Annotated in this window: 22 protein-coding genes; 15 read left to right on the plus strand and 7 right to left on the minus strand. The window is 73.1% G+C overall.

What is annotated here, in order from left to right:
* Window positions 1-415 precede the first annotated feature (415 nt).
* Window positions 416-1,051 (minus strand): hypothetical protein, encoded by a 636-nt coding sequence (locus OV079_RS50180; RefSeq protein ID WP_267777633.1) that lies wholly within the window; start codon window positions 1,049-1,051, stop codon window positions 416-418.
* Window positions 1,052-1,471: 420 nt separating this feature from the next.
* Here OV079_RS50180 and OV079_RS50185 point away from each other — a divergent pair, with 420 nt between their 5' ends.
* The gene (locus OV079_RS50185) at window positions 1,472-2,047 is read left to right on the plus strand and encodes a 3'-5' exonuclease (RefSeq protein WP_267777634.1); all 576 of its coding nucleotides are present in this window, start codon (window positions 1,472-1,474) and stop codon (window positions 2,045-2,047) included.
* Window positions 2,044-2,601 (plus strand): 3'-5' exonuclease family protein, encoded by a 558-nt coding sequence (locus OV079_RS50190; protein WP_267777635.1) that lies wholly within the window; start codon window positions 2,044-2,046, stop codon window positions 2,599-2,601. Before OV079_RS50185 ends, OV079_RS50190 begins: the two co-directional genes overlap by 4 nt.
* Here the strand turns inward: OV079_RS50190 and OV079_RS50195 are convergent.
* The gene (locus tag OV079_RS50195; RefSeq protein ID WP_267777636.1) at window positions 2,580-3,218 is read right to left on the minus strand and encodes a hypothetical protein; all 639 of its coding nucleotides are present in this window, start codon (window positions 3,216-3,218) and stop codon (window positions 2,580-2,582) included. The genes OV079_RS50190 and OV079_RS50195 overlap by 22 nt on opposite strands.
* A gap of 619 nt (window positions 3,219-3,837) precedes the next feature.
* Window positions 3,838-4,656, minus strand: a complete 819-nt coding sequence (locus OV079_RS50200; RefSeq protein WP_267777637.1) for a PAS domain-containing protein — start codon at window positions 4,654-4,656, stop codon at window positions 3,838-3,840.
* 102 nt (window positions 4,657-4,758) lie between these two features.
* On the opposite strand from OV079_RS50200, the gene OV079_RS50205 reads away from it, so the two are divergent.
* Genes OV079_RS50205 through OV079_RS50215 form a run of 3 tightly spaced genes read left to right on the plus strand, consistent with a single transcriptional unit; the run spans window position 4,759 to window position 6,589 of the window.
* The gene (locus OV079_RS50205) at window positions 4,759-5,862 is read left to right on the plus strand and encodes a sodium:solute symporter family transporter (RefSeq protein WP_267777638.1); all 1,104 of its coding nucleotides are present in this window, start codon (window positions 4,759-4,761) and stop codon (window positions 5,860-5,862) included.
* Window positions 5,817-6,050 carry a sodium:solute symporter family transporter gene (locus tag OV079_RS50210; RefSeq protein WP_267777639.1) on the plus strand — a complete coding sequence of 78 codons (234 nt, stop codon included), beginning with the start codon at window positions 5,817-5,819 and terminating at the stop codon, window positions 6,048-6,050. The genes OV079_RS50205 and OV079_RS50210 overlap by 46 nt, the downstream gene beginning before the upstream one ends.
* Window positions 6,008-6,589, plus strand: coding sequence for an SLC5/6 family protein (locus OV079_RS50215; RefSeq protein ID WP_267777640.1), 582 nt, complete (start codon window positions 6,008-6,010; stop codon window positions 6,587-6,589). The genes OV079_RS50210 and OV079_RS50215 overlap by 43 nt, the downstream gene beginning before the upstream one ends.
* Window positions 6,590-6,676: 87 nt before the next feature.
* On the opposite strand, the gene OV079_RS50220 is transcribed toward OV079_RS50215, so the two are convergent.
* The 3 genes from OV079_RS50220 to OV079_RS50230 all read right to left on the minus strand — a co-directional run bounded on the left by OV079_RS50220 (window position 6,677) and on the right by OV079_RS50230 (window position 10,695).
* Entirely contained in the window at window positions 6,677-9,124 is a 2,448-nt protein-coding gene (locus tag OV079_RS50220) for a PAS domain S-box protein (RefSeq protein WP_267777641.1), read from the minus strand.
* A 327-nt stretch (window positions 9,125-9,451) separates the two neighbouring features.
* Window positions 9,452-9,922, minus strand: coding sequence for a nuclear transport factor 2 family protein (locus tag OV079_RS50225; protein WP_267777642.1), 471 nt, complete (start codon window positions 9,920-9,922; stop codon window positions 9,452-9,454).
* A 437-nt stretch (window positions 9,923-10,359) separates the two neighbouring features.
* The gene (locus OV079_RS50230; protein WP_267777643.1) at window positions 10,360-10,695 is read right to left on the minus strand and encodes a helix-turn-helix domain-containing protein; all 336 of its coding nucleotides are present in this window, start codon (window positions 10,693-10,695) and stop codon (window positions 10,360-10,362) included.
* Between the two features lie 378 nt (window positions 10,696-11,073).
* On the opposite strand from OV079_RS50230, the gene OV079_RS50235 reads away from it, so the two are divergent.
* The 4 genes from OV079_RS50235 to OV079_RS50250 all read left to right on the plus strand — a co-directional run bounded on the left by OV079_RS50235 (window position 11,074) and on the right by OV079_RS50250 (window position 17,623).
* Window positions 11,074-12,882, plus strand: coding sequence for a serine/threonine protein kinase (locus tag OV079_RS50235; protein ID WP_267777644.1), 1,809 nt, complete (start codon window positions 11,074-11,076; stop codon window positions 12,880-12,882).
* A complete protein-coding gene (locus tag OV079_RS56905; protein WP_267777645.1) occupies window positions 12,825-13,751 on the plus strand; it encodes a hypothetical protein in 927 nt (308 codons plus the stop codon). The genes OV079_RS50235 and OV079_RS56905 overlap by 58 nt, the downstream gene beginning before the upstream one ends.
* A gap of 722 nt (window positions 13,752-14,473) precedes the next feature.
* Entirely contained in the window at window positions 14,474-16,144 is a 1,671-nt protein-coding gene (locus OV079_RS56910; RefSeq protein ID WP_267778832.1) for a GAF domain-containing protein, read from the plus strand.
* Between the two features lie 255 nt (window positions 16,145-16,399).
* Window positions 16,400-17,623, plus strand: a complete 1,224-nt coding sequence (locus OV079_RS50250; RefSeq protein ID WP_420829471.1) for a serine hydrolase domain-containing protein — start codon at window positions 16,400-16,402, stop codon at window positions 17,621-17,623.
* 136 nt (window positions 17,624-17,759) lie between these two features.
* On the opposite strand, the gene OV079_RS50255 is transcribed toward OV079_RS50250, so the two are convergent.
* The gene (locus tag OV079_RS50255; protein WP_267777647.1) at window positions 17,760-18,323 is read right to left on the minus strand and encodes a hypothetical protein; all 564 of its coding nucleotides are present in this window, start codon (window positions 18,321-18,323) and stop codon (window positions 17,760-17,762) included.
* A 287-nt stretch (window positions 18,324-18,610) separates the two neighbouring features.
* Between OV079_RS50255 and OV079_RS50260 the strand changes: the two genes are divergently transcribed.
* From OV079_RS50260 to OV079_RS50285, 6 genes are all read left to right on the plus strand, one after another.
* On the plus strand, window positions 18,611-18,886 hold the full coding sequence (locus tag OV079_RS50260) for a hypothetical protein (protein ID WP_267777648.1): 276 nt from the start codon (window positions 18,611-18,613) through the stop codon (window positions 18,884-18,886).
* Entirely contained in the window at window positions 18,865-19,629 is a 765-nt protein-coding gene (locus tag OV079_RS50265; RefSeq protein ID WP_267777649.1) for a hypothetical protein, read from the plus strand. Before OV079_RS50260 ends, OV079_RS50265 begins: the two co-directional genes overlap by 22 nt.
* Window positions 19,630-19,702: 73 nt before the next feature.
* Window positions 19,703-20,284: an RNA polymerase sigma factor gene (locus tag OV079_RS50270; RefSeq protein ID WP_267777650.1), complete on the plus strand. Its 582-nt coding sequence runs from the start codon at window positions 19,703-19,705 to the stop codon at window positions 20,282-20,284.
* A complete protein-coding gene (locus OV079_RS50275; RefSeq protein WP_267777651.1) occupies window positions 20,274-21,059 on the plus strand; it encodes a hypothetical protein in 786 nt (261 codons plus the stop codon). The genes OV079_RS50270 and OV079_RS50275 overlap by 11 nt, the downstream gene beginning before the upstream one ends.
* Before the next feature lie 79 nt (window positions 21,060-21,138).
* Window positions 21,139-22,146: a hypothetical protein gene (locus OV079_RS50280; protein ID WP_267777652.1), complete on the plus strand. Its 1,008-nt coding sequence runs from the start codon at window positions 21,139-21,141 to the stop codon at window positions 22,144-22,146.
* Window positions 22,147-22,200: 54 nt separating this feature from the next.
* Window positions 22,201-22,827 carry a glutathione S-transferase family protein gene (locus OV079_RS50285; protein WP_267777653.1) on the plus strand — a complete coding sequence of 209 codons (627 nt, stop codon included), beginning with the start codon at window positions 22,201-22,203 and terminating at the stop codon, window positions 22,825-22,827.
* The last annotated feature ends 33 nt before the right edge of the window (window positions 22,828-22,860 follow it).

A 22,860-nucleotide genomic window follows, 5' to 3' on the forward strand; every position in this document is an offset into this window, starting at 1 on the left:
CGCGCGCGCGGCGGACGAGCGCCGGCGGACGAATTCGAGGGGGGACCGTCACGGGGCCGGCGCGCGCGTCGATATGTGCGCGCGCCGAACCGCGGAGCGCCGCGGCAGCGGGGCGAGCCTTCGCCCCCCGGATGCCGCGGCCGGAAGGTGAGTGTCGCCGACGGCGGCCGCGGATCACGAGGGCCGCGGCGAGCGGGCAGGGTCAGGGGTGCCGGTGCCGGTGAGCACGCGCATCGACAATTTTTGCCGGCGGTGAAACCGGCGCGGACGGGCGAATCGAGGGCCCGCTCGCAGTTTCACGGAGCGCCAGGGGATGACGCGCGTCCCGAGCTCGACGTCCTCGCTCCTCGGGGGACCGAGCGCCGCTCGCTTGGAGCCACCATCCCGGCTCAAGCCGACCCGCACGCGCCGTGAATCATCCGCGCTCGCTGCTGCGACGCGCTTGACGTTCGACGCGGGCCAGCAGCTCGTGGTCGTCGAGGCGGCGGGCGATCGCGTGGGCGCGGGCGCGGGCGAGGTCGCCTTCGGGCTGACCCTGGATGCGGGCGACCAGCAGCAGGCCCATCGCGCGCAGGCGCGTGTAGCCGCCGTCGCCGGCGTGCTCGCAGGCTCGCAGGGCCAGGCGCAGGGCCTCGTCGGAGCGGCCGGCGCGGAGGCAGCCGAAGGCGAGGCCGGCGTCGCGGCGATAGCTGGCGAACGGGTGGACGTCGCTCGCGGGCAGCGACTCGAACAGCGCCAGCGCGGCGGCGTGATCGCCGGCGCGGTTCAACTGATAGGCGCGCTGATCGACGACGCGCGCGCGGAAGCAGGCCGCGTCGGCGGGCCCCAGCGCGGCGGCGGCGAGGGTGGCCTCGACGGCGTCGAGAGCCGCGAGCACGGGCTCGCCGCGCTGGCTGGCCGCGTAGGCCTGGACCAGCGCGAGCTCGACGCGGGCGTCGTCGTGGCCGGCGAGGCCGGCGAGCGCGGCGGCGGCCTTCACCAGCTGCGCCGACGCATCGTCGAGCGCGCGCGCTCGCAGGGCGCAGCTGGCGTGGCCGAGGTGCAGCCACACACGCGCGCGAGGTCGACACCGGCGGCCGGTCCCACAGCCGCAGCTGGTCGACGCACAGCGGCAGCGGCAGGTCGCCGAACGGGCTGTGATAGAGCCCCATCCAGCGCACGCGCGACTCGACCGAGGCGGGCACGCCGAAGACCCGCAGCAGCCGCTGGCCCCATATTCCTCCGTCGAGCTGGCCGCGCTGCCGCAGCCGCCGCAGGGCGCGCTCGATCGAGGCCACGTCGTCGCCAGGGGCCTGCTCGATCAGCTTCCACGCGACCGCGGCGAGCGTGCCGTGCTGCTCGATCAGCGCCGCCAGCAGGTCACCCCAGGTGAAGCCCGCGGCTTGTCCGGAATCTTGTCCGCCCTCGTCGGCCACGCCGGCACTATACCTGGCCGCGAAAGGAAGCTTGGCGTTTCGGAGCAAGCACGACCATGTCCGAAGTCATTACCCGCTACCTCGTCGTCGACCTCGAGGCGACCTGCGACGACCACGGGGCCCTGCCGCGCGAGGAGAGCGAGATCATCGAGATCGGCGCCGTCCTGGTCGACGGCGCCACGCTGGAGCCGATCGCCGAGTTCCAGACCTTCGTCCGCCCGCTCGTCCACCCGCGGCTGTCGCCGTTCTGCACCGAGCTGACGACGATCACCCAGGCCGACGTGGCCCGCGCGCCGACGTTCAAGATCGTCGCGCCGAAGCTGGCCGCGTTCGGCCAGGGCGCGCTGTTCTGCTCGTGGGGCGGCTACGACCGCAACCAGCTCGAGCGCGACGCCCGGCGCGCCGGCGTCCGTGCGCCGCTGGGGCCGCGCCACCTGAACCTGAAGGAGGCGTTCGCCCGGGCCGCGGGCGAGGGCCAGAGCGGCACCTACGGGGCGCTGCGGCGCGTGGGCCTGAAGCCGACGGGCACGCACCACCGCGGCATCGACGACGCGCGGAACATCGCCCGGCTGCTGCCGTACGCGCTGGGCCGGGCGGCGATCGGCGCCGGCCACGAACGGAGGCCGCGATGAGCCGCGAGAAGCTGTGGATCATGGTCGACGTCGAGACGTCGGGGCCGATCCTCGGCCGCCACTCGCTCACCGAGCTCGGCGCCGTCGTCGGCTCGGCGGAGCGCGGGGTGATCGATCGCTTCGAGGTGCTCATCGCGCCGCTCTCGGACGAGGTGATCACCAGCCGCGGCTCGTTCGCGCGGGCCAGGACGTCGGGCCTGCCGCCCGCGGAGGCGATGCGCAAGTTCGCGGCGTGGACGCTGCCGCACCGCGAGCGCCGGGCCGCGTTCATCGCCCGCCCGGCCGCCTTCGACTGGCCGTGGATCGTCTGGTACGCGTGGACTTTCCTCGGCGAGAACCCGTTCGGGTTCAAGGCGGTGTGCGCGTCGTCGTGGTTCGAGGCCCGCGGCCGCAGCTTCCGCGTCGACCTGCCGCACCGCGCGGTCGACGACGCGGACATCCAGTGCGCCACTTCCTCGCCCACGCGTGAGGCGGGCGACGGCGTCGTCTCGATGGAGATCAAGACATGTCTTCGTGAGCACGACCCCCGCGCTCACATCGTGCACATGTCATAGTCGCATGTGCCGTACGTGTACCCGTAGTGGCAGAGGCCCGTCTCTGGATCGAACGTGCTCGACGTCAGGGTCCTCGTGCGCACCCGACCGAGGCCGCAGCCGATGCAGGTCTGGGTGCCCGGCCCCAGGCAAGGCGGCGCGAGCAGGCCCTCCGGCGCGCTCGAGAGCAGGTCGCCGGCGCCGCCGAGCGCCGGGACGAAAGCGATGCAGTCCTCGCCTTCGCACGACTCGCCGGCCTCGCGCAGGTTGACGTGCGCCGTCGGGCTCTCGCCGTCACAGGTCGCCTCGAGCACCGGTGCCACGAAGCTGCGGTTCCCGAGTTGCAGCGGAGCGATGAGGATCTGGGAGACGCGCGCGTCGCCGTCGCACTCGAGGGCGGCGCGCTGCTCGTCGCTGAGCGCGAGCTCGACGACCTCGCCGTCGGCGAGCTCGATTGCGGGCGAACCGGCGAGCTTCAGCGACATGCCGGCGACCGGATCCTCGGCACCCTCGAGGTTGGGGGTGTAAGCGGCGAGGCTCGCGGCGGCCGGATCTCCCGCGTCGCAGCCGGGCACGGCGAGCAGTCCGGCGAGCAGGGTGGTCAGCGCGACGAAACTACGAACATTGGCATTGAGCATGATCGATCTGTCTTTCCGGGGTGAGATGAACGCCGCGGCGTCGACCGCGACGCCACCTGCGTTGCAGAACGCGTACCAACGACACCGCTCGGCCATACGCGGACCCTTGGCCGCGTTCGCCACGGGCAGTGGCCTGTCAGGCCACTCCGCCGCGATGTGTGGCGTCGCAGTCGACAGCCGCCTCGCGCTCGCGGACCGCCACAGACGCTCGTAGACGGCGCCGGGCCGACCGTCCTGCGCGTGTCCGTCATTCACCGCGCACCGCATGTGCGCGTCGTCGTGGTTCCGCGTCGACCTGCCGCACCGCGCGGTCGACGACGCTGACATCCAGCTGCGCCACTTCCTCGCCCACGCGTGAAGCGGGCGATGGCGTCGTCTCGATGGAGATCGAGACATGTCTTCGTGAGCATGTCCTTATGAGCATGGTGCGAAGTGCATGGCGCGGGACCTCGTGCCGATCCAGGTCTCGAAAATAACCTGCCCCGAAGGACATGCTCTGAACGGGTGTTCGCCTTGCTCGTGGGCTGTCCTGAAGGACAGGCGTGCGAGTCGGCCGATTCGTCGCCCGATGGTTCAGGGCGCGCGGCGGGCGTCGCCGGTGGCCTCGGCGACGGCCTCTTTAAACTGGCGCGGACGGTGACGTCGGTCCACGCGGCGGCGGACGATGCCAGCGACGCGGCGACGCGGGGGCGGATGCCGGTGAGCACGACGCGCGCCGAGCAGCCGGAGGGCCTGGGCGACCTTCAGCAGGCCCGCGGCGGCGGCCTCGTCGAGCTCGCCTACGCCGGTGACGTCGACGATCGCCACGCGCGCGCGCAGCGGCGATGCCGTTCAGGAGAGTGTCTTGCGCGTGCTCGAGGAGCGCCGCGTCGAGCCGGCCGATCAGCGGCATCACGAGGATGTCGTCGCCGATCGGGATGAGCGGCGTCGACAGCCGCAGCAGGGCGGCCTCGTGCTCGCGCAGGCGCTCTTGCTGGCGCAGGTTGTCGCGCAGGGCCTGCTCGTGGCGCACGTCGTCGGTGATCTCGCGGACCACGAGGAGGACGGTGTCGGCGCCGAGGGGCGAGGCGTTGGCGCTGAACCACAGCTCCTCGCCGGCGATCGTGCGGCTGTAGACGTTGTTGAGCATGCGGCGCTCGGCGAGGACGCGCCGGATGCCGGCGACGAAGGCGTCGGCCTCGGCGGCGGGCAAGGCGTCGTGCATGGTCTTGCCGAGGAGCCGGGGGTCGGGCTTGTGGCGGGCTTCGGAGGCGGTCTCCGGCACGCGCAAATAGCGGCCGTCGCGGTCGACGATCAGCACCGCGTCGGTCATCGCCGAGAACATGGCCCGCTGCTCGGCCTCGGAGTCGCGCAGGGTCGTGACCTCGGCCTCGAGCTCGCGGACGCGTCGGCGCAGGCGCGCGAGCTCGGCGAGGGGGGTCTCGGCGGCGTCAGTCATGCGCGCGCCGACTGTAGCGCAAGCGCGCCTGGGGCTCATACCCGGCGCTCCCGGCGTGCAGCGACTTGCCGGCGCGCCCGGCCCGGACCAAACCTCGCGCGCGTGCTCGATCTCGTCCTCGTCCTCGCCTTCGTCGCCTACTCGGTGAGCGCGGGCCTGCGGGCGCGGCGGCTGGCCTCGCGCGACCTGGGCGAGTTCTTCCTCGCCGGTCGCACCCTGCGCGGCTGGCAAGCGGGCGCCAGCATGGCGGCGACGCAATTCGCCGCCGACACGCCGCTGCTGGTCACCGGGCTGGTGGCGGCCGGGGGGCTGTCGCGGCTGTGGCTGCTGTGGATCTACGGGCTGTCGTTCCTGCTGCTGGCGTACGTGTTCGCGGGGCCGTGGCGGCGCGCGCGGGTGCTGACCGACGCGGAGCTGGTCGAGCTGCGCTACGGCGGCCGCGGGGCGCTGGCGCTGCGCGCCTGCAAGGCGCTCTACTACGGCGGGGTGCTGAACGGGGCGGCCCTGGCGATGGTGGTGGTCGGCGCGGTGCGCTTCACCGAGGTGTTCATGCCGTGGCACGCGTGGCTGCCCGAGGCGTGGTTCTCGCCGGTGCTGTCGAGCGTGCGCGCGTTCGGCGGAGAGTTCGTCGCCATCGGCGGGGCCGCGCCCGACGTCGCCGGCGCCGACGCGCTGCTCAGCCTCGTGATGTTGCTCGGCTTCACCGCGCTCTACTCGCTCACGGGGGGCCTGCGCGCGGTGGTCGCGACCGACGTGTTGCAGCTCGCCATCATGCTGGTGGGCACGGCGCTGTACGCCGGGGCGGTGCTGGCGGCGGTGGGCGGGCCGGAGCAGATCACCGCGGCGCTGGTGGCCGGCCACGGCGAGGCGCAGGCGCATCAATGGCTGTCCCTTTGGCCAGGTGACGAGGCCGGCCCGGCGCTGCTGGTGGTGCTGGTGCTGCCGTGGCTGTTCCAGGCCAGCGCCGACGGCACCGGCTACCTGGCCCAGCGCTGCATGGCCTGCACCGACGAGGCCGAGGCCCGGCGCGCGGGGCTGGTGTTCGCGTGGCTGCAGATCGCGGTCCGCAGCGTGCCGTGGGTGATCACCGCGCTCGGGCTCCTGGTGCTGCTGCCCCGGGGCCCGGCGCGGTCGACGTCGCCGCGCGCGAGCAGACGTTCGTGCAAGGCATCGACCTGCTGCTGTCCCCGGGCGCGCGCGGCCTGATGCTGGTGGCGATGTTGGCGGCGCTGGCGTCGACGATCGACACTCACCTCAATTGGGGCGCGAGCTACTGGAGTCACGACATTTACGGCCGGCTGTGGTGCGAGGCGCTGTGCGGGCGCAAGCCATCGGGCCGCGACTGGTGTGGGTGGCGCGCCTGGCCAACGTGGCCCTGCTGGCGGTGGCGCTGATCCTGGCGGCGCGGATCGGATCGATCCAGGCGGCGTGGCACGTCAGCCTGCTGTTCGGGGCCGGGATCGGCGCGGTGCTGATCCTGCGCTGGCTGTGGGAGCGCATCAATCTGTGGTGCGAGTTCGCGGCGATCGCCCTGAGCCTGGTGCTGGCGCCGGCGCTGCTCGCCTGGTCCGACGACGCGCACTGGCGACTGGCGGTGATGGCGGTGGCGTCGACGGCGATCACGACGATCGTGGCGCTGCTCACCGGGCCGAGCGACCCGGACGCGCGGCTCGAGTTCTACCGCCGCGCGCGCCCGCTGGGCTTCTGGGGCCGCACCGCCGCGGCCGCGGGCGACGAGCCGGGGGCGCCCCGGCGAGCCCTCGCGCGCGCGCTCGGCCACGTGGTCCGCGACGGGCTGGCGCTGTACCTGGCGCTCTACGGGGCGATCCGGCTGCTGTTCCCGCTGCCCGGGGCGGGTCGCGTGGTGGCCCTCGCGGCGCTCGCGGTCTCGGGCGGGCTGGTGCTGTGGTCGCGCAAGCAGCCGGTCGATTGATGCGGGGGAGTATGAGGTCGGTTCATATGTCCCGAGGGACATATAATGTTAACATATGTCCCGAGAGACATATTATGATTAGAAGTGTCAGGGCGGCGGAGGGGCGAGCTGCGCGGCGGCGGTGGGCGCCTGGCGCGGCAGGCGGACGCGGAAGGTCGAGCCGACGTCGGGGGCGCTCTCGACGGTGACGGAGCCGCCCATGGCCTCGGCGACGTGGCGAGTGACCCACAGGCCGAGGCCGAAGCCGCCGTAGTGGCGCCCGGACACGGCGCGTTCGAACCGCTGGAACACGCGGGCCTGGTCCTTGAGCGAGATGCCGATCCCGCGGTCGCGCACCGAGAGGAGGACGCAGTCGGGCTGGGCCGCGAGGCTGATGTCGATCGGCTTGCCGGCGCCGTACTTCATGGCGTTGGCCAGCAGGTTGCTGACGATCTGCTCGAGGCGGGTGCGATCCCAGCGCCCCTCGAGCCGCGCTGGCATGTCGAGCCGGACCGGGCAGCCGGCCCGCTCGAGCCGCTCGGCGAAGCCGTCGATCGTCTCGCGCACCAGCGCCGCCAGGTCGAGGGCCTCCGGCTCGAGGTGGAAGCGCCCGCCGGTGATCTGCGAGACGTCGAGCAGCTCCTCGATGAGCCGGTGCAGCCGCTCGGTCTGGCGCACGATCGTGTGGAGCTTGGGCGCCGCGACGGCGGTCGCCAGCTCGCTGCGGCCGCGGCACAGCTGCTCGAGCCGCCCGAGCTGCAGCATCAGCGGCGTCAGCGGCGTGCGCAGCTCGTGCGAGGCGACCGCGATGAACTCGTCGCGCTTGTGCAGCGCGGTCTGCATGTCGCGGTAGAGCCGCGCGACGTCGAGGGACTGGGCGATCCGCAGCGCCAGCTCCTCGGCCAGGGCGAGGTCGTCGGCGTCGAAGGCCCGCGTGCGCCCGCCGAGGACGAGGACGCCGAGCTGCTCCGCGCGGGCAGTCAGCGGCACCAGCACCGACGAGCGGTGGCGCAGCCGCTCGGCCAGGTGCTCGCCCTTCGGCACGCCCGGCAGCACCGGCGTCTCGCCGTCGATCTGCACGACCGTGAACCGGACCTCGCCGTGGCGCACGAGCGCGAGCAGCTCGCCGCGGTCATCGCCCCGCCGGCGCGCCAGCTCGAGGTAACTCGCCTCGAGGTCGGCGTCGCCGGTGGCGATGGCGACGGCATGCTCGGGGCCGAACGCGCCGTGCTCGTCGAGCAGCTTGACGACGGCCAGGTCGGCGGCCTCCGGCACGAGGCGGCGGACGACCTCCTCGAGCGAGGCGAAGACGTCGAGCGAGGCGGCGAGGAGCTTGCTCGTCTCGGCCAGGAGGACGGCGCGCCGGCGCGCCGCGCGTTCGACCCGCAGCAGCCGCTCGTTCTCCGCCTCGGCGTGCTTGCGCGCGGTGATGTCGAAGAACGAGGTGACGACGGCGCTGGGCTGCTGCGAGCCGGCGAGGTAGAGCGGCCGCGAGTTGATGGAGATCCAGGTGAGCTGCCCCTCGGGCTTGTGCACGCCCATGATCACCCCCGAGCGCGGCTCGCCGGACATGAGGGTGGTGTACGAGGGGTGGGTGTGGCCGGGGAACGGCGCGCCGTCCTCGTGGACCGCACGCCAGCGCGGGTCGAGCGAGGTCCGGCCCAGCATCTGGTCGCGCGTCAGGCCGAGGAGGCGCTCGGCGCTGGCGTTGCAGGTGTGGATGGTGCCGTCGCGGCTCTGCAGGACGATGCCCTCCTCGAGCGCGGCGATCGAGGTCCGGTAGCGCTCTTCGCTGGCGCGCAGGGCCTCCTCGCTGCGCCTGCGCTCGCTGATGTCGAGCACGCCGCCGAGCAGCCGGGTGACCTGGCCGTCCTCGCCGCGCAGCGCCTTGCCGCGGGCGAACACCCACACGACGCCGCCGTCGGGTCGCACCACGCGGTACTCGAGGTCCTGGAAGGTGCCGGTCGTGAGGCTGTCGCGGACGTTGGCGTCGACGCGCGCGCGGTCCTCGGGGTGGACCCAGTCGAGCACCGCGGTGTAGTCGCGCGGCGCGACGCCGCGGCCGTGGATCCGGATCATCTCGTCGTCCCACACGAGCTCGCGGGTGCGCACGTCGAGGTGCCACAGGCCGAGGCCGGTGGCCGCGGCCGCGAACTCCAGGGTGTCTCGCTGCTCGCGCAGTCGCTGCGCCATCTCGACCCTCTCGGTGACGTCGCTGGAGATGAGCGTGAGGGCGACGACTCGCCCGCCGCTCTGTACCGGGCCGACGCGGGTATGGTAGCGCCGGACATCGGACCCGACGCGCACCAGCGCCTCGAAGAAGCCGGGCTCGCCGGTCTCGACGACCCGGCGGAAGCAGGCGCGCGCCACCTCGTGCGACTCCGGCGCGAGGTAGGAGAACACGCTGTCCCCGATCAGGCCGATCATCGCGAACCGCGGGTGCGTCCGGTTGGTGAAGCGAATGATCCCCTCGGGCGAGATCATCGTCACGTAATCCGGGCTGTTCTCCAGCAGGGAGAACAGGAACGGCGAGACGCGCTCGAGCTCCGTGAACACGGAACTGGACGGTTCTGTCGAGCGGAGCGAGGACACGAGACCACTCCAACAATACCGAGCGCTCGACGGGAGCCGCACCCTAAAATAACGGTAAATCTCGTGGCGGACGCCGCCCGGATCTCGGAGTGCCGTCGTCCGCGCTGCGTCGCGCCCGTGCGCGTGAGGACCGCCTCACGGCCTCGTCGCCCGCGCCGGATCAAGACCGGCTCAAGCGGGGCCGCCTCCGCCCGGGCGCGACGGCCGCCCCGTCAGGCGCGCGTCGCACCGCCGGGCCGGCCGTGCGCGGGGCGAATCACGAGATGGCCGGAGAGACAGGTGCGTGCGGCGTCACAGCCCCAGCTCGCTCAGGCCCGGGTGGTCGTCGGGCCGCCGCCCCGGCGGCCAGTGGTACTTGCGGTCGGCGCGGGCGATCGGCAGGTCGTTGATGCTGGCGTGGCGGCGCACCATCAGGCCGTGGCCGTCGAACTCCCAGTTCTCGTTGCCGTAGCTGCGGAACCATTGCTCGGAGTCGTCGCGCCATTCGTAGGCGAAGCGCACGGCGATGCGGGCGCCGCCGAAGGTCCAGAGCTCCTTGATCAGGCGGTAGTCGAGCTCCCGGGCCCACTTGCGCTGGAGGAACCGCCGCACCTCCTCGCGGCCGACCGGGAACTCGGCGCGGTTGCGCCAGCGGGTGTCCTCGGAGTAGGCCAGGACCACGCGGTCGGGGTCGCGGGTGTTCCACGCGTCCTCGGCGGCGCGGACCTTCTGGCGGGCCGTCTCTTCGGTGAACGGAGGCAGCGGCGGTCGAGCTTCGGGCATGGGCCCATGCTGTGCGGGCGATCGGTCGTTCTGTCAACCCGAGAGCAGGGGCGCGCCCGGAGCGGGCGCGGACGTCGGCTCGCGCCGCGGGGGCGGCTCGCATGACCGATGGAGCATGTATGAAAGGGAATGGCCGATCGAGCATGTTCTCTCGGGCATGCCCGGTCGGACATGCCGCTTCAGGGGCGATCGGCGCCGGCTCGGACAACGGCCTGTCCTCCGGGTCATGTCATCACAACGGCTTCCAGGCGCGGGAACTGCGGGCTCGGGCGGGCAAGGTTCGTCGATCGCTCGCAGGGTCGGCGCCGGTCGGGTGAGGTGGTCGACGTGCGCGTGCGCTGCGAGTGAGGCGCGACCCCGCGCTCCGAGGCGCCAGGGCCGCGGCGCGGACGAACGACGCGCGCGAGCATGCGTGCGCGCATTCGACCGCGCCGGGCTCACGAGGGTCCGGTCGACCCCGACGACGGAGTTCGCGGCGGAGCGGCGCCTCGCGTCCAGTCGAGCCGCAGCTTGATGATGCGGCGCTTCATCGCGTGACGGGTGATACCGAGGAGTTTGGCGGCGCCGACGATGTTGCCGGCCCGCTCCAGGGCCTCGATGCAGAGGCGCCGCTCGGCGTTTTCGAGGTTGAAATCTTCAAGGATGAACTGAGGCATGGCGAGTTTGTAGCGCGCGACCGTGGTCTGGCGCGGATCAAGCCAGGCTGAATATCGGCGCGCGAGAGCGTGCGTCGATCCACGCATGCGGACCGACGATTGGGGCGGGCCGGTCACGGCGGCACGGCGGACGCGACCGGTGGCGGGGACGTGCGGGCCGAACGAGCACGGTCGAGGTCGCCGCGGCTCGATCGACGAATCCCGGCAGTGCGACGATTCGCGGGAGCTCGTCCCGCTGCGGGTCCGATCGTCGCTGTGTTGATTGGATTATGGGCAGCGTGGAGCGCGATTTCACGCGCGTTCACCGGCCGCGCGGTTTTGCGCGCGGAAGCCCATGGTTCCACGTGCCTACATGGGGTCGGCCGCGGGTGCGCCGACGCGGAGGCTTTACCTGCTCGCGCGGTGAGGCGTACCCTGATCGTAGGAACACGCCGATCGCCGCGATCGTGGCACCTGCCCGGGACCGGTGATTGTCCGCAGACGGTACGGAGCACAATGATGGCAGCACAGGCCGCGTACACGCTGACGGAGAAGCTGCACGAGGGGCTCGGGACCGTCATTCATCGGGCGATCCGCGCGCGCGACGGGGCCCGCGTGGTCCTCAAGATCGGCAAGGGCGGGGCGCTGGCGCCGGCGGTCCAGGGCGCGCTGCGCCACGAGTTCGCGGTGCTGCGCTCGATCGACCTCCCGGGCGTGATCAAGGCCCACGCGCTCGAGGCGATCGGCGACGAGCTCGCGCTCGTGCTGGCGGACTGCGGCGGCCGCTCGCTCGACGTGCTGTTCGAGGCCGGGGCGCTCGACCTGGCGACGGTGCTGGCGATCGCCGTCGAGGTCGCGGGCACGCTCGACCTGCTGCACCGCTACCCGCTGCTGCACCGCGACATCAAGCCGCACAACATCGTCTACGACCCGGCGACCCGGCGGGTGACGCTGATCGACTTCAGCCTCGCGGTGACCGCCGGCGAGGAGCCGCAGCGGGCGGCGACGGTGGAGCGCACCGCCGGCACTCTGGCGTACATGTCGCCCGAGCAGACGGGGCGGATGAACCGGCCGATCGACGCCCGCTCGGACCTCTATTCGCTGGGCGTGACGCTCTACGAGCTGCTCACGGGGGCGCTGCCGTTCGCGGTCGGCGACGCGATGGAGCTGGTCCACAGCCAGCTGGCGCGGGTGCCGGTGGCGCCGGCGGTGCGTCTGACCGCGGTGCCGCAGGCGCTGTCGGACATCGTGATGAAGCTGCTGGCGAAGGCCGCGGAGGACCGCTACCAGAGCGCGGCCGGGCTCAAGGCCGACCTGGAGCGCTGCGCCGCGGAGCTGGCGGCTCGCGGCGCGATCGAGCCGTTCGCGCTCGGCGGCGCCGACCGGCCCCAGGCGCCGCGCATCCCGCCGCGCCTGTACGGGCGCCAGCGCGAGATCGACGCGCTGCTCGAGGCATTCGTGACGGTCGCCGACGGCGGGGCGATGCTGCTGCTCGTGCGCGGCGCTGCGGGCGGCGGCAAGTCGGCGCTGGTGCACACATTGGCGGCGCCGGTGGCTCGCGGCGGCGGCTTCTTCGTCGAGGCCAAGTGCGATCAATACGACCGAGGGATCCCCTACGCGCCGATCGCTCAGGTCTTCCGCGAGCTGTGCCGGACCCTGCTGACGGCCCGCCCCGAGGCCCTCGACGCGTGGCGGCGGGCGCTGTCGGCCGCGCTCGGCAGCAGCGGCAAGCTGCTCACCGACCTCGTCCCCGAGCTCGAGCTGATCGTCGGGCCGCAGCCGGAGGTGCCGCGGCTCGGGCCGGCGGAGGCGCAGAACCGCTTCAACCTGATCTTCACGGCGCTGCTGCGCACCTTCGCGGCCGCCGACCACCCGCTGGTGCTGTTCTTCGACGACCTGCAGTGGATCGACCCGGCGTCGCTGCGGCTCTTGCAGGAGATGCTGTTCGACGCCGAATGTGGGTACCTGCTGGTGCTCGGCGCTTACCGCGAGAACGAGGTCGGCGCCGGACATCCGCTGCCGGTCGCGCTGGCCGAGCTGCGGGCGGCGGGGGCCGAGCTGCGCGAGTTTTACCTCGGGCCGCTGGGGCCGGGCGACGTCGAGGAGCTGCTGGCCGAGACGCTGGTGATGCCGCGGCCGCAGGTGGCCGCGCTGGCGCGGATCGTCGCCGACAAGACCCACTGCAACCCGTTCTTCATCGGTCAGTTCTTGCTGATGCTGGCCGAGGAGCGCCTGCTGCGGTGGGACGCGGCCGGCTGCAGCTGGGTGTGGACGACGCCGCGGTCGCGGGCTGCGACGTCACCGACAACGTGGTCGAGCTCGTGACCGGGAAGATCCGCCGGCTCGGCCCGGCCGCCCAGCGACTGCTGCAACTGGCGGCCTGCGTCGGCTATCGCTTCTCGTGGCGCACTCTGGCCGCGATCGCCGACGACCCCGAGGCCGGCGCGGCGCTCGGCGAGCTGGTGCGCGAGGGATTGGTGGTACCGCTGGCCGGCGGAGCGGAGGGCGAGGAGCAGCTGCGGTTCCTCCACGACCGCGTGCAGCAGGCCGCCGATTCGTTGCTGACGGCGGAGGCGCGGACGGCCGCGCATCTGCGGATCGGTCGGCTCCTCCGCGATCGCCACGCGGCGGAGGTGCCCGACGAGGCGCTGTTCGAGGTGGTCGGCCACCTCGACGTCGCGCTGGCGCAGATCGCCGGCGAGGAGCGCGAGGCGCTGGCGCGGCTCAACCTGCGGGCGGGCCGGCGCGCCCGCGCGGCGGCGGCGTACCACGCGGCGCGGCAGTACTTCCAGGCGGGGAGCGAGTGCCTGCCGGCGGACGCGTGGTCCCATGATTACGCGCTGACGTTCGCGCTGCGGGTCGAGCTGGCCGAATCGACGCACCTGTGCGGGGCGTTCGTCGAGGCCGACGCGCTGTTCGCCGAGGCGCTGGCGCACGCGCGGTCGCGCGGCGAGCGGGCGCAGGTGTACATTGGCGGGTCCTGCTGTACGCGGCGATGGGCGACTTCGAGGGCGTGGTGGCAGCGGCCGGCGCGGCGCTGGCGATGTACGGGGTGGCGCTGCCGGACGACGGGCCGGCGCTGCAGGCGGCGATCGGGGCCGCGTTCGCGGCGGCGCAGGCCAACCTCGGCGAGCGACCGATCGCGGCGCTGCTCGACGCCCCGCCGGTGCGCGATCCCGACGTGGCGATGGTGATGCAATTGCTGGCGTCGATGTCCGGGCCGGTGTTCGTCGGCAAGCCGGCGCTGTTCCCGTGGGTCGTGCTGCACATGGTCAACCTGTCGCTGCAGCACTGCGAGGTCGCGGGCTCCGACTACGCCTATTCGGTGTACGGCCTGATGCTGGCGGGGGTGGCCGGCGAGCTCGGCAAGGGCTACGAATTCGCCGAGCTCGGGGTGGCGCTGAACGAGCGCAACGGCGATGTCCACACCCGCTGCATGGTCCACTTCCTGTTCGGGACGTCGCTCGTCTTCTATCGCCAGCCGTACACCGCAGGCGAGGGGTACCGCGATTCGGCCCGGCGCGTGGCGCTGGAGGTCGGCAACTTCGCCTACGTGTCGTTCTACTGCCTGCAATCGGCCGCGCAGGCGCTGGTCGCCGACGCCGATCTCCACGGCGCGGCGGCCCGCTTCGACGACCTGGCCGGGCTCTTGCGCAAGACTCGTGACGCGGCCTCGACCGCGGTGGTCGAGTTCATGCGCCGCGTGGCCGTCAACCTCGGCGGAGAGACGCCGACGACCGCGCTGTCCGGCGAGGGCTTCGACGAGGCGGCGTTCGTGGCCCACCTGCCGCCGGGCGGGCTGGTGCCGTGGCTGTACGCGATCGGCAAGCTGCGGCTGGCCTATCTCTACGGCGAGCTCGCGCAGGCGCAGGGGTTCGCGGCCCGGGCCCGCGCGCTGCAGGCCACGGGCGCGGGCATGGGTCACAACTACGCGACGGAGCAGAGCCTGTACGCCGGCCTTACCGCGGCGGCGCGGTGGGGCGAGGCCGCCGCGGCGGAGCGGCCGGGGCTGGTGCAGGAGCTGGCGGAGTCGCGGGCGGCGCTGCAGGCGTGGTCGGCGAGCAATCCGGCGCAGTTCAGGGCGATCCAGCTGTTGCTCGACGCGGAGGCGGCGCGGCTGGTCGGGCGCGAGGCGGAGGCGGCCGGCGGCTACGAGCAGGCGATCGCGGAGGCGCAGGCGCGCGGCTTCGCGTTGCACGCGGCGCTGGCGAGCGAGTGCGCGGGGCGCTGGTACCTGGGCCGCGGCCGGCGCTCGCTGGCGGCGGCGCATCTGCAGGACGCCCACGCGGGGTTCGTGCGCTGGGGCGCGACCGCGAAGGCGAATCAACTGGCGGCGGCGTACGCCGAGCTGCTGGCGCCGGCGACGAGCCGAGCGGCTCACGCGTCGGGCCGGACGACGACGACGACGCGGGTGCTGAACGGGAGCTCGCTCGACGTCGAGGGGCTGCTGCGCGCGGCCCAGGCGGTCGCCGGCGAGCTGGTGCTCGAGCGCCTGCTCGATCGATTGATGCGGATCGTGATGCTGCGCGCAGGGGCGCAGCGCGGGTTCTTGTTGGTGCCGCAGGACGAGTCGTGGGCGATCGCCGCGGAGATGCGGACGGCCCCCGACGAGGTCGTCGTCGCGCGCGAGCGGCCGATGACCGACGAGGCGCCGCTGGCGACCTCGGTGGTGCGATTCGTCGGTCGCAGCCGCGAGGGCCTGGTGCTGGCCGACGCCGGCGCGGAGCCGCGATTCGCCCGTGATTCGTATGTGGCGGGCCATCAGCCGAAATCGGTGCTGTGCCTGCCGCTGCTCCACCAGGGCCGATTGTCGGGGGTGCTCTACGCGGAGAACAACGCGGCCCGCGACGCCTTCGTGGCCGAGCGGGTGGAGCTGCTGCAATTGCTGTCGGCCCAGGCGGCGGCGGCGATCGAGAACGCGCGGCTGTACGCGAGCGTGCAGCAGGCCCACGAGCAGCTGCGGCGCGCGAACGAGGGGCTCGAGCTGGAGGTCGAGGCGCGCACGCGCGACCTGCAGGCGGCGATCGAGCAATTGCAGGTGGTCAACGCCGAGCAGGCCCGCCAGAGCGAGGCGCTGCGCGAGGCCCACGCGCAGACGCAGCGCGAGATCGGCGAACGCGAGCGCGCCGAGAGCGAACGAGCGGCGGCGCAGGCGGAGATCGTCCGCGTGCAAGAGGAGCGCCTGGCCGACATGGCGGCGCCGCTGCTGCCGATCACCGAGACGATCGTGGTGATGCCGCTCATCGGGGTGATGGACGAGGCCCGCGCGAGCCAGGTGCTGGCGGCCGCGCTCGAGGGCTCGGTCCGCACGCGGGCGCAGGTGGTGATCCTCGACATCACGGGGGTGCGCCAGCTCGACGCGACGGCTGCGGCGATCCTGGTGCGGGCCGCGAGCGCGTTGCGCCTGGTCGGGGCCCAGGCGATCTTGACCGGGGTGCGGCCCGAGACGGCGCAGCTGCTGGTCCGCGACGATGCACCGCTGGCGGGGCTCGTCACGCTCGGGACGCTGCAGAGCGGGATGGCCCACGCGCTGGCGCAGACGCGACACGCGGCCAGGACCCGTCAAGACGGCGCACCGAATCGGTGAGTGACCTATGCATCAGGACATGTGCTCATGGACATGTCCTGTAGTGCATGTGCTGCGGCGACGCTCGCTGCGGCCGCGGGACATGTCCACACGATGATGTCCCCCAGGACATGTCGCGCGTCGCACGCTCACCACGGCTGAGCTCGCCCGGGAGGCGTGTGCGCCAGGTCATGTACGGATGGCGACGAGCACCGATGAGTCTCGCGCGGCGCCCAGGTCCACGCCTTCGAAGGGTCCACGAGAGGCGAGACGACGATGGAACGAGCTGCTGCAGCTGCAAGGAGATCATTTTCAAAAGCCCGGCTCGGGCGCATGCGGGAGGGGTTGGAAAAGTATGTCGAGCGCGGCGAGGTGCCGGGGCTGGTCGCGGTGGTGAGCCGCGGCGGCGAGACGCACGTCGAGGCGATGGGGGCGCTCGCGTTCGGGGGTGCGCCGGTGCGGGGCGACAGCGTGTTCCGGATCAGCTCGATGACCAAGCCGATCACGGCGGTGGCGACGATGATCCTGGTGGAGGAGTGCAAGCTGCGCCTCGACGACGCGGTCGACGCGTGGCTGCCCGAGCTGGCCGCTCGGCGGGTGCTGCGGGCGATCGACGCGCCCATCGAGGACACGGTGCCGGCGGAGCGGGCGATCACGGTGCGCGACCTGCTGACCTTCCGGCTCGGCTACGGGATGGTGATGGCGATGCCGGGGACGTACCCGATCCAGCGCGCCGCGGCGGCGCTGGGGCTCGATTCGGGCCCGCCGGCGCCAGCCACGGTGCCGCCCGGCGACGAGTGGCTGGCGAAGCTGTCGACGCTGCCGCTGATGTACCAGCCGGGCGATCGGTGGCTCTACAACATGGGCTCCGAGCTGCTGTCGATCCTGATCGAGCGCGCCGCGGGCCAGGCGTTCCCGGCGTTCCTGCGCGCGCGGATCTTCGAGCCGCTGGGGATGAAGGACACCGGGTTCTTCGTGCCGGAGGCGCAGATCGATCGCCTCGCCACGAGTTATCGGCCGCAGCCGGACGGCTCGCTGGCGATCTACGACGAGAGCCGCGGCGGGCAGTGGAGCCGGCCGCCGGCGTTCGCGTCGGGCGCGGCGGGGCTGGTGTCGACCGCCGACGATTATCTGGCGTTCGCGCGCATGCTCCTGGCCGGCGGGACGCTCGAGGGTCGGCGGATCCTGTCGCGCCCGTCGGTCGAGCTGATGACGACCGACCACCTGACGCCGGCGCAGAAGGCCCGGTCCGGCTTCACGCCGGAGGACTTCGCAGCGTCGGGGTTCGGCTTCGGGGTCTCGGTCGTGACCCGCCGCGACCACGCGTACGCGCCGATCGGCCAGTACGGCTGGGACGGCGGGCTCGGCTCGGTGTGGCGCAACGATCCGCGGGAGGACATGATCACGTTGCTGTTCACGCAGCGCATGTGGAGCTCGCCGCAACCTCCGCCGGTGTGTCGCGACTTCTGGACGCTGGCGTATCAGGCGATCGACGATTGAGGTCCGGGCAAGGCGCAGGTTCGACGGGGCGTCGTTCGCCTGCGTGGCGTTCCGAGGTTCAGCGTCACGGCTCCATCCGCAAGCCGCGCGAATGGCGAGAGGGCGGGGAATCATCCCGCGATGTCGCGGCGCGCGGTCACGGCGGGTACAACGGCTCGCTGCAAGTCTGCTTCGTGACGACCCTGCGCGGGCGCTGCACGACGATCTCGACGGCCGCGGGGTCGATCGCGCCGAGCGAGCGGACCGAGGTCGGATCGGGCGGCACCTGGTGGCCGCAGCCCTGGATGCAGGTGCCGCGCTTGAAGACCTGACGAAACTCGACTTCGGGGAGCACGACGGTGATCGACCAGCCGTCCTCGCTGCGGCGATAGCGGTGCTCGGCGGCGACGAGGCAGCCGCACGACTCGTCGTGGGCGCACGGCTGTTCGAGGAAGCCGAGCTCGTCGCTGCCCTCGCGGACGACCAGCCGCGGGTCGACCTCGGAGACGCGCCAGCGCGGCGGGCCGGGCTCCTGGCCTGGCGGGAAGTATTGATCGACGATCGGCGGCACGTCGCCGGATTGTGGGGGGACTCCGGAGCTTGCACTCGCGTCCGCGGGCTCGTCGGCGCGGTCCTCGGCGAGCGCGACGGGCTTGGCGTGGGTACACGCGCCGGCCGTGACCAGCGCGAGGAGCAGCGCGTACCGAAGAGCGCGGGGCATGCGACGAGGGTAAGAGATCGGCGGTTCGGTCGCCAGCGAGGTGCCGGGGGGGCGAATGACGGCACCGCGAGCGAGGACGAAGGGGTGGCGTGGTATGTCTATTGATACATGTCTCATGAGGCATGTGGAGATCGACGTTCGGGCCGGCCACGAGGTGCGCGTCCGGGAGCGCTCGGTCGGGAACCTCCGCGTTTGCATCACGCCGCGTCTCACGTATCCTGCGGCGACCGCATGGGCCGAGCATCGCCTCTCGCTGCGCGCCGGGGCTCCTGGGCCTGGGCCTGGGCGTGAGCGCCCCGGCGAGCACGCGGGCCGCGGCGCTGCCGACGATCGAGTGGGACGCGCCCGCGGGGTGCCCCGACGCCGAGGTGCTGCGGGCCGAGATCTCCCGCCACCTCGACCCCGCGGCCGCGGCGGCGGCGACGGGGAGCATCCGCGTGCAGGCGCGCCCGGACGGCGCGGGCTGGCACGTGGCCGTCGCCATCGCCACCGACGGGCGCACGCAGGAGCGCACGCTCGCGGTCGCCACTGCGACGCGGCCGTGCGCGCGGCGGCGTTCGTGATCGCGATCGCGGTCGATCCGGCGCGCCGCGAGCCGGAGGACGTCGTGCCCACGCCGCCCGACCCGTCGCCGCCCACGCCGAAGCCCGGGCCGGAGCCGAAGGCCGAGGCGGAGCCGAAGGCCGAGGCGGCCAGCGACGGTGGACCGGCGCCCGCCCTCGCGGAGGACGAGGCGCTGCCCGCCGACGCGCCGCTGGCACCCGCCTCGCAGGCGCGGCGGCGGCGAGCGGTCCGCGGGCTGGTGTACGTGGGGCCGGGGGTGCAGGTGGGTATGCTGCCGGTCCAGGCAGGGCTGGCAGTGGGGGCCGGGCTGGCGTGGCCGCGGGCGCGGCTGACCCTGGGCTATGCGCGGTGGTTCACGACCGAGGTGCAGCGACCCGGCGAACCGCCGTACGGGGCCGAATTCGCGGTCCACGCCGGGCAGCTGCGCGGCGGCCCGGTGCTGCGCGCGGGGCCGCTGGAGCTGCCGCTGCAGGCCGGCCTCGAGCTGGGCGCCCTGCAGGCCGTGGGCGTCGGCGGCGAGCCGAACTACGCGGCCGCTGCGCTGTGGGGGGCGGCGACCGTGGGAGCCGGACTGATGTGGGCGCCGCGGGCGTGGCGGGGCTTCTTCGCGGTGGGGCTGCTGGCCGAGGCCGCGTTCGCGCTGCGCCGCCCGCAGTTCGTGTTCGAGGGCGACCGCGAGGTGGCCCGCGTCGGTCCGGCGGCCTTCCGCGGGTTCCTGCAGGTCGAGGCGCGGTTCCCGTGAGCGATCGCGCGCGCGCGAAAAAATCGTGCGCCGGGGTTAATGCGATCGGGCGTCGGCGGAAAAGATCGGCCTGGTGAGCAAGACGCTCGACACGCCCCTGACGTCCGCCGAGTTCGCGGCCGACGTCGACTGCGGCGCGCCGAGCCTGCGCGAGGTGTTCGCCCGCCACCTCGGGACGGTGTGGCGGATCGCCCGGGCGTTCGGGGTGCCGGCCGACGAGGCCGACGACGTCGCCCAGGAGGTGTTCCTGGTGGTGCACCGGAAGCTTCACACGTTCCAGCCGTCCCGCTCGCTGCCGGCGTGGCTGTTCGGGATCACCCGCAACGTGGTGCTGATGCGCCGCCGGGCCCACACGCGACGCGAGCGGCGGCTGTCCGCGGTGGAGCCGCCGCCGGCGCCGCGCGAGCCCGAGGCGTCGTTCGAGCTGCGCCAGGCGGCCGCGTTCATGCAGGAGTTCCTCGACGGGCTCGACGAGGACAAGCGCCTGGTGTTCCTGCTCGCCGACGTCGAGGGGATGACGGCGTCGGAGATCGCCGAGGCGCTCGAGATCCCGCTGGGCACGGTGTTCTCGCGGCTGCGGGCCGCGCGGCTCAAGCTCGAGCAATTCAGCCAGCGCCTGCGCGCTCGCCCCGTCCGGAGGCCGCATGACCGATGAATCGACGTCCGCCCGCGCGCTGATCGCCGCGTACAAGTCCTGCGCGCGCCCGTCGGCCGCCGCGGAGGCGCAGCTGTGGGCGACGCTCGCGGCGGCCGAACGCGCCGAGAAGCAGCGCGACCGCAGGCCGACGCCGAGCCTGGCGCCGTGGCTGGCGCTGGCGGCGTGCCTGCTGCTGCTCGCGGCCTGGCAGCTCGACCTGGCCGGGATGTTCGCTTCGGGACATGTTCTAAAAGACATGCGAGATCAGGCCGCGTACGACGCCGCGGAACCTGTGCCGCAGGAGGCGCGCACGCGCGAGGAGGCGGCCGGCGGGGTCCGCTGGCGCGAGACCGTGCGGCCGGAGTCGGGGCCCGCTGCGGTGCCGACGGGGCGCCAGCGGCCGGCGGGCGCTGCTCGCGGCGCGCAGCGGACGAGCAAGGTCGTCGCCGACGAGCCGGGGCTCGCGACGGACAGCGACGCGGTCGCCGACGGCGATCGCGTGCTGGCCGAGATGGCGCTGCTGCAGGAGGCCCAGGCGGCGCTGCGCAGCGGTCAGCCGGCGGCGGCGCTGAGGGTGCTCGAGCGCCACGCGCAGGACTTCGCGGCCGGCAGCATGACGGAGGAGCGCCAGGCGCTGCGCGTGCTGGCGCTGTGCGCGGCCGGCGAGGTGGCGCGCGGGGCCGACGAGGCGGCGGTGTTCCTGGGCGCTCACCCGCGCTCGACCTACGCCGCGCGGGTGGCCTCGGCGTGTCTCGATGGACATGTCTCGAAAGACACTTCAGAGGCGCGGTGAAGTCGCCGGTCGCGACGCCCGATAATTTTATTAATGCGATGAGCGACCGGCGGCCAATCTTCGCGTGAGGACCATGAGCATGCGAATCGTTTCATCTCCATTCATCACACGCGCGGCGGGGCTGCTGCTCGGCGGGCTCTCGCTCGTCGCCTGCGACCCGAAGATCTTGCTCGGCGAATTCGGCGACACCGAGAGCTCGGGCAGCGGCGAATCGGAGGGGCCGAGCTCCGACGTGGGCACGGAAGGACAGAGCTCGGGCGGCAGTCAGGGCTCGGGCGGCACGGAGGGGCAGAGCTCGAACGCCACCGAGGGGCAGAGCTCGAGCGGGGGCTCCGGCGAATCGCAGTCGGGGACCGGGCAGACCGGGGAGACGGGCGAGACGGGCGAGACCGGCACCACCACCGAAGGCGACACCGGCGAGCCCGCGTGCGACGCGTGGGCGCAGGACTGCCCGAACGGCCAGAAGTGCGCGCCGTACTACGACGGCGGACCCGGCCCGTCGTATAACGCGTGGCATTGCGTCGACCTCGACCCGACGCCCGAAGAGGTCGGCGATCCCTGTCACATCACCGGTGATTTCTTGAGCGGCGAGGACGACTGCGAGATCGGGGCGATGTGCTGGGACGCCGACCCGGAGACCCTCGAGGGCACCTGCGTCTCCTTCTGCCAGGGCTCGCCGGAGGCTCCGACCTGCGCCGCCGGCAGCCAGTGCGCCGTGCTCAATGACGGCGGCCTGAACGTCTGCCTGCCGGGCTGCGACCCGCTCCTCCAGGACTGCGCGGGCGCCGACCTCTGCATCCCGCTGCCCGACACCGACAGCTTCGTCTGCGTCCTCGACGCCAGCGGCGCCGAGGGCCAGGAGTTCGACCCCTGCGAGTTCGCCAACGCCTGCGACAAGGGGCTGATCTGCGCCGACCCGTCGGCGGCCAGCGAGTGCGACCCGATGGCGGCCGGCTGCTGCATCCCGTTCTGCGACCTGGACGACCCCGACTCCTGCCAGGGGGTCGATCAGGAGTGCCTGCCGTGGTTCGCGCCGATGCAGGCGCCGCCGGGCTACCAGAACGTGGGCGTGTGCGGCCTGCCGTGACGCCGCGGGTCGCTTGAGCGCCGCGGGGGCGCGCGGGTATCGTCGCGTCACCGCATGTACACGCTCTATTACTCGCCCGGCTCGGCCAGCATGCTGGTCCACCTGCTCTTGCTCGAGATCGGCGCGCCGCACGAGCTGCGTCGCGTCGACCTCGACGCCGGGGCCCAGCGCGACCCGGAGTATTTGCGCCTCAACCCGGGCGGGGTGGTGCCGACGCTGATCGTCGACGGCGCGCCGCGCTGGGAGACGGCGGCGCTGGCGTTGCTGCTGGCCGAGCGCCACCCCGAGGCGAACCTCGCCCCGCCGTCGGGTTCGCCGGCGCGGGGCGATTTTTTGCAATGGATGCTGTACCTGGCGAACTCGCTGCAGCCGGCGTTTCGCTGGTGGTTCTATCCGGAGGCCGAGGGCCCCGAGGGCGAGGCGGTGCTGGCCGCGGCGCGCCGGCGGATCGAGGCGGCGTGGGACCGCCTCGACGCGCACCTCGGCGCGGCCGGGCCGTACCTGCTCGGGGCGGAGGTCAGCGCCGCCGATCTGTACGCGACGATGCTGATGCGCTGGTCGCGGAAGATGCCGCGGCCGGCCACCGAATGGCCGCACCTGGCGGCGCTGGCCGGGTGCGTGAAGGCGCGGCCGAGCTGGCGGCGCCTGTACGCGATCGAGGGCCTGACCGAATGGGCGTGAGCGCCGCGTGCGCGCGCGCGAGATGTCCTGAAG

The sequence above is a fragment of the Nannocystis pusilla genome, from assembly GCF_026626665.1.
GTDB classification, from domain to species: Bacteria; Myxococcota_A; Polyangia; order Nannocystales; family Nannocystaceae; genus Nannocystis; species Nannocystis pusilla.

Bases quoted from the DNA above. Each gene is read 5' to 3' on its own strand.
- OV079_RS50285 (WP_267777653.1), top strand. From the start codon at position 22,201: ATGTACACGCTCTATTACTCGCCCGGCTCGGCCAGCATGCTGGTCCAC.
- OV079_RS50200 (WP_267777637.1), bottom strand. From the start codon at position 4,656: ATGACTGACGCCGCCGAGACCCCCCTCGCCGAGCTCGCGCGCCTGCGC.
- OV079_RS50195 (WP_267777636.1), bottom strand. From the start codon at position 3,218: ATGCTCAATGCCAATGTTCGTAGTTTCGTCGCGCTGACCACCCTGCTC.
- OV079_RS50255 (WP_267777647.1), bottom strand. From the start codon at position 18,323: ATGCCCCGCGCTCTTCGGTACGCGCTGCTCCTCGCGCTGGTCACGGCC.
- OV079_RS50275 (WP_267777651.1), top strand. From the start codon at position 20,274: ATGACCGATGAATCGACGTCCGCCCGCGCGCTGATCGCCGCGTACAAG.
- OV079_RS50190 (WP_267777635.1), top strand. From the start codon at position 2,044: ATGAGCCGCGAGAAGCTGTGGATCATGGTCGACGTCGAGACGTCGGGG.
- OV079_RS56910 (WP_267778832.1), top strand. From the start codon at position 14,474: ATGGGTCACAACTACGCGACGGAGCAGAGCCTGTACGCCGGCCTTACC.
- OV079_RS50235 (WP_267777644.1), top strand. From the start codon at position 11,074: ATGATGGCAGCACAGGCCGCGTACACGCTGACGGAGAAGCTGCACGAG.
- OV079_RS50280 (WP_267777652.1), top strand. From the start codon at position 21,139: ATGCGAATCGTTTCATCTCCATTCATCACACGCGCGGCGGGGCTGCTG.
- OV079_RS50185 (WP_267777634.1), top strand. From the start codon at position 1,472: ATGTCCGAAGTCATTACCCGCTACCTCGTCGTCGACCTCGAGGCGACC.
- OV079_RS50225 (WP_267777642.1), bottom strand. From the start codon at position 9,922: ATGCCCGAAGCTCGACCGCCGCTGCCTCCGTTCACCGAAGAGACGGCC.
- OV079_RS50250 (WP_420829471.1), top strand. From the start codon at position 16,400: ATGGAACGAGCTGCTGCAGCTGCAAGGAGATCATTTTCAAAAGCCCGG.